This is a genomic window from Bartonella tribocorum, from assembly GCF_002777915.1.
Taxonomy (GTDB): Bacteria; Pseudomonadota; Alphaproteobacteria; order Rhizobiales; family Rhizobiaceae; genus Bartonella; species Bartonella tribocorum_A.
On the sequence record NZ_NJGE01000046.1, the window covers coordinates 1 to 8,331 of the forward strand.

9 protein-coding genes and 4 pseudogenes are annotated in these 8,331 nt (G+C 41.7%); 4 read left to right on the top strand and 9 right to left on the bottom strand.

What is annotated here, in order from left to right:
• Positions 1–287, bottom strand: a pseudogene (locus CER18_RS09415) (hypothetical protein); the annotation flags it as partial.
• 65 nt (positions 288–352) lie between these two features.
• On the opposite strand from CER18_RS09415, the gene CER18_RS09420 reads away from it, so the two are divergent.
• Both CER18_RS09420 and CER18_RS09425 read left to right on the top strand, forming a co-directional pair.
• The gene (locus tag CER18_RS09420; protein WP_100129716.1) at positions 353–661 is read left to right on the top strand and encodes a type II toxin-antitoxin system RelE/ParE family toxin; all 309 of its coding nucleotides are present in this window, start codon (positions 353–355) and stop codon (positions 659–661) included.
• Entirely contained in the window at positions 642–926 is a 285-nt protein-coding gene (locus CER18_RS09425) for an addiction module antidote protein (protein ID WP_100129717.1), read from the top strand. The genes CER18_RS09420 and CER18_RS09425 overlap by 20 nt, the downstream gene beginning before the upstream one ends.
• A gap of 35 nt (positions 927–961) precedes the next feature.
• On the opposite strand, the gene CER18_RS09430 is transcribed toward CER18_RS09425, so the two are convergent.
• The 5 genes and pseudogenes from CER18_RS09430 to CER18_RS09450 form a co-directional block, all read right to left on the bottom strand.
• Entirely contained in the window at positions 962–1,342 is a 381-nt protein-coding gene (locus tag CER18_RS09430) for a hypothetical protein (protein WP_100129718.1), read from the bottom strand.
• A gap of 11 nt (positions 1,343–1,353) precedes the next feature.
• Complete coding sequence (locus CER18_RS09435) at positions 1,354–1,734, bottom strand: hypothetical protein (RefSeq protein WP_100129719.1); 381 nt, start codon at positions 1,732–1,734, stop codon at positions 1,354–1,356.
• Positions 1,735–1,756: 22 nt separating this feature from the next.
• Entirely contained in the window at positions 1,757–2,884 is a 1,128-nt protein-coding gene (locus tag CER18_RS09440; protein ID WP_100129720.1) for a N4-gp56 family major capsid protein, read from the bottom strand.
• Between the two features lie 82 nt (positions 2,885–2,966).
• On the bottom strand, positions 2,967–3,875 hold the full coding sequence (locus CER18_RS09445) for a hypothetical protein (protein WP_245410099.1): 909 nt from the start codon (positions 3,873–3,875) through the stop codon (positions 2,967–2,969).
• Positions 3,876–3,888: 13 nt separating this feature from the next.
• Positions 3,889–4,074: pseudogene (locus tag CER18_RS09450) on the bottom strand (phage portal protein); the annotation flags it as partial.
• A gap of 2 nt (positions 4,075–4,076) precedes the next feature.
• Here CER18_RS09450 and CER18_RS09455 point away from each other — a divergent pair.
• A complete protein-coding gene (locus CER18_RS09455; protein WP_100129721.1) occupies positions 4,077–5,240 on the top strand; it encodes a tyrosine-type recombinase/integrase in 1,164 nt (387 codons plus the stop codon).
• Between the two features lie 210 nt (positions 5,241–5,450).
• Positions 5,451–5,651, top strand: a complete 201-nt coding sequence (locus tag CER18_RS09460; protein ID WP_100129722.1) for a helix-turn-helix transcriptional regulator — start codon at positions 5,451–5,453, stop codon at positions 5,649–5,651.
• 219 nt (positions 5,652–5,870) lie between these two features.
• On the opposite strand, the pseudogene CER18_RS09465 reads toward CER18_RS09460, so the two are convergent.
• The 3 genes and pseudogenes from CER18_RS09465 to CER18_RS09475 all read right to left on the bottom strand — a co-directional run.
• A pseudogene (locus CER18_RS09465) lies at positions 5,871–6,276 on the bottom strand (hypothetical protein).
• A pseudogene (locus CER18_RS09470) lies at positions 6,273–8,027 on the bottom strand (hemagglutinin repeat-containing protein); the annotation flags it as partial. The pseudogenes CER18_RS09470 and CER18_RS09465, both read right to left, overlap by 4 nt.
• On the bottom strand, positions 8,027–8,331 hold a 305-nt coding region (locus CER18_RS09475; protein WP_100129724.1), incomplete at its 5' end, for a hypothetical protein. The gene CER18_RS09475 and the pseudogene CER18_RS09470, both read right to left, overlap by 1 nt.

Genomic DNA, 8,331 nt, shown 5'->3' on the forward strand with positions numbered 1-8,331 from the left:
TGTTTCGTTTCGATATGGTGAGTGTCCGTTGCATCATAGACACCTTTCCCTGCCCGTGTTTCAAACACCACATCACGGCTTTCGTTAAAGTAAAAACTTTCTCTCTCACAAAAACGAATAGCAGCAAAAATACTTTCTTGGATTTGTGCTACATACTCGTCCGTAATGTCATCAATCTCATCTTGAATAACAGACACAAGGTGTGAAAGCGTTTTTCTATGACGATAAACATTTTGACTAGCCGGTATTGGTCCRCCTGTCCTAACCCGAATATAATGACGCGTCATCAAAATACCTTTCTGTAAGGAATATTATTATTGACATTATATATCATGTGCATTACAGTGCACTAATGGTATTCATTCATAAAACGATAGAATTTGATAATTGGCTTAAGAAACTCAAAGATAAAAAGGCTAAAGCGATTATTCTTCAACGTGTTGTACGCTTAAAACAAGGACTTTTGGGTGATGYKAAGTTYTTYAATRGCATAGGTGAATTACGTATCCAYTATGGTGCTGGTTACAGAATTTATTTTACCCAAAAAGGCTCTGATTTTATCCTCTTGTTATGCGGTGGAGATAAATCAACGCAGCAAAGGGATATTGAACAAGCGTTAAAGTTAAAAGAGGAGTACAGTGATGAAAACAACCCCATTTAAACCAGAAGAATATCTTGAAGACATTAAAATACAACAAGCATTTCTCAATGAAGCCTTCAAAACCGGTGACGCCTCTCATATAGCCGATGCCATTGGTATCGTTGCTCGCTCTCAAAATATGCGTGCTTTAGCAAAAGAAACCAATCGCGAACGCAGTGGATTATATCGCTCCTTAAGTAAAACGGGTGACCCCAAGCTTTCTACTTTAGTTGCTGTCTTATCTGCCCTTAACTTGCAACTCTCTGTACAGTCTTCTACTTCATAAACTGAAGGAGAGTTAATAGATCTCTCCTCTCAATTTCAGTGATTGGTTACGAATTCAACGACTATACTTGCTTCACCGGCTTGGACTGTTTTGTCCGCTTTAGCATAGAGAGTAAGCGCTTTATCATAAGGAACAAACTCCTTTTGATTGGTAGGCTTAACCTCTTTAACTGTCTGTTGTTTGATTTCTGCTTCGCCAAATTCATTCCCGCCAGCAGTACTGCCTATCTTAACCTTCGTGTCCGAAAACGCCGTCTTAACAAACACCTTAATGGAAGTTATTAAAGCCCCACGTGGCAAGATGCCTATTCTCATCGCGTTTTCTTTATCTTCATAGCTAAAATTAAGACGCAAAAAGCTTACCTGCTGCGTATGAAGGCTTCTCCCTTGTAAAGGAGGTGGTAAATGATCTGCCATGTCTTATCCCCTTAATGATTTGTTACGAATTGCACGACCACAACACATTCACCAGCATCTGTGGTTTTATCTCGTGTTGCATAAAGGGTCATCTCTTTATCCTCTGGAGCAAAAACCTTTTGATCTGTTGGTGTAAAGTCTTGCGTTCCTTGGGCTTTGATATCTTTTTCGCTATATTCGCTACCCCCATAGGTACTGCCAATCTTTAACTTCGCCTCAGAAAACGCCGTCTTCACAAACGTTTTAATGGAAGTAATCAAAGCACCTCGAGGCAAAATTCCAATTTTCTCTGTGAGATGCTTCTCTTTATGTGAGATATTTAACCGCAAAAAGCTTACCTGTTGGGTGTGAAGATTTCTTCCTTGTAAAGGAGGTGGTAAATGATCTGCCATGTCTTGTTTTCCTCCTTAATGCTTACGCCGCGGCTTCACCACTGTAGGTGGGAATAACAATCGTTCCAAAATCTTGGGCTGTTTGCGCACTATTTGGCATTTGGAAACGGGTTTTCTTCATTCCTATTAATGTCTTGGCGCATACGCCAAGTTCACGTTTATAATCAAAATATTCTTCCTCAAGCGTATAATTCGTTGCACTGTGATTTTTCCCAAAGCCTATAATCGCACTCTGTGCTCCTAAGAACACCGCACGACGAACACTCTTTACTGCTGTATGATCTGTCGATTTAACACCGTGAGTGACATGAATAGCTTCACGTAATACAACACCATTATACATGCCAAGAGAGCCATCAAAGATTGGGTTCTTCGCACGAGAGGTTGCATAAACCGATTTTTGGATATCTAACCATTCACCGGTTTCTGTATTGGTGCGCAATTGCATTACTTGTGTTGGGTGCAAATAGAGAACGTAAACATCATCACCATTCACATGAACCGGCGAAATTTGTGGATTGGCAAGTTTCGCTTGTTTAACCGCTTCATCAATAAGCTTCAAACTAAAGCTATGTTTGGCTTTATCGGTAAGGTCTTCATCCTTGGTTTKCCCATCAGGTCGAATAATCCGTTCACTGCTTGGTGCCATAATTTCATTAAAGCCGTAATAAACTGGTTTAATATATACTTCTCGACCATCAATACTGATCGTACGTGCTGTATAACCACACACCTGCAAAAAGAACATGATGCTTAAACGATTGGCGTACCAGCGAACCAAACCTTCTTTCGCTTTCTTACGTAAATTCGGAAGGATTCTCTGTTGGTCAATCGAGTCATTATTGGCAACACGCGCCGCATGTAAAAGCTCATTAATAACCAATCGATCATTCATAAATTGAAGGGCTTCTTCATTGCCCTCTAAGGTTTCACCTTGCGTGACACCATCTCCAAACAGATTGACCAACAAACTGAATGTGACACTATCCCCTGCACTCTTATGGGTTTCGTTATAAAGCTGGATAATGCTGTTCGAACTTTTGCCAATCAGAGGGGCAATTTTCGTTGCTTTCAAAACTTCATTGCTTAATTTCTGTGACCACAATTTCACCGATTGYGGATCATGRGTTCCTATATGTGTTGTTGCCATTGTTTCACCTTTCTTTGCTATAAAAAAACCGGCTTAAAAGCCGGTGGAAAACCCGCTTCAAAGGCGGATTATGCTGTAAAACTTATATCTCATCGGGGTCTGCACCCATAATTTCATAAAAACGGGCTTCATTTTTTGGATTGGATATCCACGCGTTAAATTCTTTCTCTGACATATTCGCAAGAGTTTCTTTAGTCATAGGACCTGTAACACCCCCTCCACCAGATGCCGTTAAGGTTCTCGCAGAATTCTGACGACTTTGAAGCGCTGCAACTTGATTATTGGCTTGKATCGCTTGGTTTTGATAACCAAGATTTTGCGCTATCCTATAAAGCTCTTCTGCCGGATTGAGATCTCTTTGTGCACAAGTCGCTACAAGCGCATGCAATTGATCTTTTATAATCGCATCTATTGTGTTTTGATCTGCACACTCTGGATAAAGTGACGACCAAGACCTCAATTCTTTTGCACGCGTCTCATAAAGAAAATTTGCTGCTGCATCAAAATCACTAGATTTGTTTTTAAATGACTCAACAGAATTATTGAAAAACTGACCAAGACGCATATCATGCTGCTGCTGTTCCTCAGCCTTTCTTAGCGCCTCTTTCTGTTCCCTAATATACGCACCTTGCTCTTGAAGCTTTTTTCCCATCCAGCCCATATAGCCGATAATGTCTTGTGTAGGATCTGGAGGTCCACTTTCACCTTCAACCATTGGTGTCTGAGCTTGGGGCTCATAAAACTTGACAAGCGCTTCACGAGCTTGTTTGGCTTGTTCTATAGCACGTTGCTGCTCTATACTAGGAACGATTTCTGAAGGCTTTTCAACGGGCTCTACAATCGGCTCTGGAGGTGTTGCATCATGACTCTCAACTGTCTCAACCTCATGATCAACATCAAAAGAACTCTCATCATCATCAAAAACCGGTGCTGCAACCCTATAATCTTCATTCATACCTTCATTCATCACTTCGTTCATTTCTGCATTCATTCTCTAACCTCTCTTAAATGCTTCTTCCCCTGTACGTTGCGGCTCTCTCCCGCATAATCTGATTTTGCGCTCGTTCATTAAGAATACGCTCCCGTTCAAGCTCATGGCGTTGCTTCATCAATTCCGCTTCCAATTCCGCTCTCTTTTGACGCATGAACAGATCAATCTGCTTTCCTTGTAAATCCATCTGTTGCATCTGAAATGGCTCTTATGAACCGTCTTAATGCAAGATCTGTAGTAACATTGGGGGCTGGCAAATATAACGATGGTGCCGGCTTGCTTCTTCATAAGCGTAAAGATGAAGGTGCTCAATGGATTTATCGTTATACCCTTCACGGACGCCGCCGTGAAATGGGCTTGGGAGCGTTGCGAGATGTCTCTTTAAAACAAGCCCGTGAATTGGCAACTGGGTGGCGTTCTGTTCTTCGTGAAGGTCGTGACCCCATTAAAGAGCGTAATAAACAAAAGCGTGAGGCAATAAGCAATCTTCATTACTTAAAAGATATTGCCGTGGATGCTTTTGAAAGTCGTAAAGCTGAATTAAAAGGGGATGGTAAAGACGGAATCTGGTTTGCACCTTTAAAACTGCATATTCTTCCCAAATTAGGCTGTTTACCCGTTTCAGAGATTACTCAAACAGAGATACGCAATACCCTTGCTCCTATTTGGCATACAAAAGCTGCAACAGCAGAGAAAGCATTGATACGTCTTAATCTTTGTCTTAAACATGCGGCTGCATTAGGATTGGATGTTGATTTACAAGCAACAGAAAAAGCACGCGCCCTCTTAGGCAAACAACGCCATAAAACGCAAAATTTTCCAGCTATGGATTGGAGAAAGGTTCCGGCTTTTTATAAAACACTTTGCGAAACAACAATGACACAACTGGCTTTACGTTTGCTTATTCTGACAGGCGTTCGTACAAATCCTATACGCCATATTCATAAAGATCAAGTTGATGGCGATATATGGACTATTCCTGCTGAGAATATGAAAGGAAGACGTGATGCTACAACAGAATTTCGTGTGCCCTTATCAACAGAAGCATTAGATATTTTAAAACAAGCGCGCCTTTTATCACGCAATGATTTCTTCTTTTCTGCAACCGGTCGCGGTCCCCTTGCGCATAGGTGTATGGCTCAATATATGAAACGTATTGGACTTGAAGCCTGCCCCCATGGATTTCGTTCTAGTTTACGCGATTGGCTCGCTGAAACAACCGATGCCCCCTATGAGGTGGCTGAAACCATTTTAGGGCATGTGGTCGGTGGTAAAGTAGAGCGTGCCTATCGTCGTACGGACTATCTAGAACAGCGCCGTGTCTATATGGATAAATGGGCGGCTTATGTCACTGGTCAATCTTAAGATATGGGGTAATTTACCCCATGATCTGTGGATAACTTTCTCTCTCTTCTCTCTCATTTTTTCTCAATAAGACTCATAAATTATCACATGAGAAATTATATGATAAAATATTGTTTTCTATAAATAAAAATACCTTCAAAAATAAACCAAAATGTGCTTAATAGATAGGCATGATTTGTTTCTATTTTTTGAGAATGAAAGGATTTTAGAATGACAGAAAATGATATTCTTTTAACTGACCGTGAAAGTGCAAAATTGCTTCATATGAGTGTCTCAACTTTCCGCCGTCATGTTACCAGTGGCTCTCTCCCAAAACCTTTAAAATTTGGTTTTTTATCCCGTTGGTTACAATCGGATCTTCTCAATGTAATCGAACAAGCAAAACAGCAACGTCAAAGTGACGTGGCATAAAAAAACCTTGTCACGTAAGGACGGACAAGGCTTTCTCAAATTCACAATCCTAGAGAGTGCACAATCCATCCTATGACGCAACGTTATAGGATTACTAAGTGTATTCCCTACGTTATACTGCTTCACATACAGTGTTGAGATTGTTGGTTGAGGAGACAATCCCGCACAAGCATGAGAACACATGAATGTGAGGATTGTACTTTCCACAAACAGCAATATTTAAGGTTGGCATTTACGGCTATTTTTATACTTTTTACAAAAAGGGCTGTTTAAGCGCTTTTTGACACTTCTCTGTGGAACAACAGCGCCTGGTCGACAAATCGGAAGATCCTCGGCTTTATGATTCTCACACCAAGTCCTCCCCCCCTACTTTATCACGGAAACCAGCTTGAACCATACAAGCATCAATAGTTGCCCATGCATTGTAGCTGAGTTTTCTGTTTTCTGGATCGGCATCAATAAGGCTTGGCATGCCACATTCTAACAGAGCTTTCCCTACCTCTGTAAAATCAGTAACACCATTTTTCTCCCACGTAGCCACCTCTCCTAGAGGAGGTTTATCGATGTTACATCCAGCTATACTGAACAAAATTACAGCGCTTAATAATTTTAAAATTTGTTTCATTTTTTACTCCGTGATTTACTTAAAGGAAATTGTTCTAGATGAGACGTGCCATACTGCTTTTGGCATTTTGGCCCCGCATGTCCAAGACAAGTATGGGGACTTACGGGATTTGTGATCACTCTCCGCCATTCTTTCCACATGTTACTGCCAGCAGGTATTGTCTCATAGGTATAGTCATTGCCGCCGATAATTCTGCTGACAAAATCATATCTATGACCATCAAAACCAATCGTGGTTTGTTTGCCATCACTCACATAACCTAACAGACCGGATGCAACTAAAACATTAAAGGCTGGCCCATAGAGATTAATATTGGTGTTTTCGTTGGCTATCCCATGCACACCTTCTTGTTTGAAAGAATACAGCATATTCCCCAATGTCATCGTCCCGCGACTATGTCCATAAAGTTCTAATCCTGTAAGACCATAGCTATACATCAAACCTTTTGCTTCTTGTGTTGAATTCGTCAAACCCCAAAAGTTATTTTCCAGAAACTTCTGGTATCCCGCGACCAGAAGCTCTGAAATAGCAGAATCCGCTTGCGGAAACACAACAAAATAAAGTGGTTCATTTTTATTCTCTGCATGTTGCTCTGCATAAACAGCGGCCTCATAGGGTGGAGTAAAAATGCCATTAAAGGACACATGAACCTTGCCATCAGAACCTTTTTGCAAATGCTGCTTTTCTTCATCTGTTAAATAATGAAACTTAGGGATTTTTTGTCCACGAGCGTCTTTGATATACTGTCCATTTTCATCTATTTCATAGATTATATTATCCTGTTCATCACGGTCGACCACAGCGATGGGGTGTTCTTTGATAAACATGGTTCTATAGGAGTCATCGCTGTATTTAAACCCTTCTTCCAGCAATTGTATTGCCATTTCACGGTTTTCATGGACGATTTGTTCCAGCTTGGCGACATCAAGCTGTTGTACACCCTTATAGGCGTTGGCAGTATCACGGTTAAGGGAAGCGATGGCTTGTTCCACATCTTGCCCTGTCAATGCCTTTTGCCCTGCTTCATCAGTAATGACGATGGTGCTATCACTAATGGCGGATTTGGTATAGCCTTCCTCTGAATCTTTGGCTTTTGCATGATCTAAAACATTCTTGGCAATGTTTTTCCCGACACCATATTTGCCCTGATACATGGGGCCACCCGCAGAAATGCTGATCCCATCGCTGTTGGCTTGAGCATCAGCACTGTTGGTGATATCACTCGTTTTAATGGTTCCGGTGGTCAGTTTATTTTTGTTCGCCGGTGCGGTGCTGCCGATAATACCTCCGGTCATGGTTGTTGCACCCGCCACTGTAATATCAAAGCCGCCTGCCCCTGCTTTAATGCCTGATTGCTCTACAACACTGTGATAATCACTAGAGGATTTGTCCTTTTGGAAAGAGGCGCTCATTGAACCTCCAGCACCCGTTGCTCCAGCACCAAAGCCAACAGAAACAGAGTTTTGCTTGCTGGAAGTTTTTCCGGTATCGCTCTGGCTAGTAATGCTGAAATCACCACCAACACCCATCTCTACACGGTTTGCAGAAACCACGGCACCTGCAAATGTAGTATTTCCCCCACTGTTGGTATGAACAGTGCCGGTGCCTATAATATGGCTGTTCTTGTGTTGCAGTTGTTCACTGGAGCCCTTTCCTTTTCCAAAAGAAGCATTGCCCATCCACCCAGAACCGCCACTCCCAGAGCTGTAACCAACATTGAGCGCAGTATTTTGCGAATAGTGTTGTGTTGTTAGGGTTGGCATTCATCCGCATTTTTGTACTTTTTACAAAAAGGGCTGTTTAAGCGCTTCTCAACACTTCGCTTCGGAATAACAGCACCAGGACGACAAATGGGGAGGTTATTATAATTATAACACCAATATGGCCCCCCTGATTTTCTACGGAAACCAGCTTGAAGCATGCAAGCATCAATGGTGGCTATTTCATTGTCGCTTAGCGTTTTGTTTTCTGAATCCTGATCAATAAGGCTTGGCATGCCACATTCTAGCAAGACTTTTCCTACCTCAGTAAAGTTCGCTCCTGGCTTCTTCCACA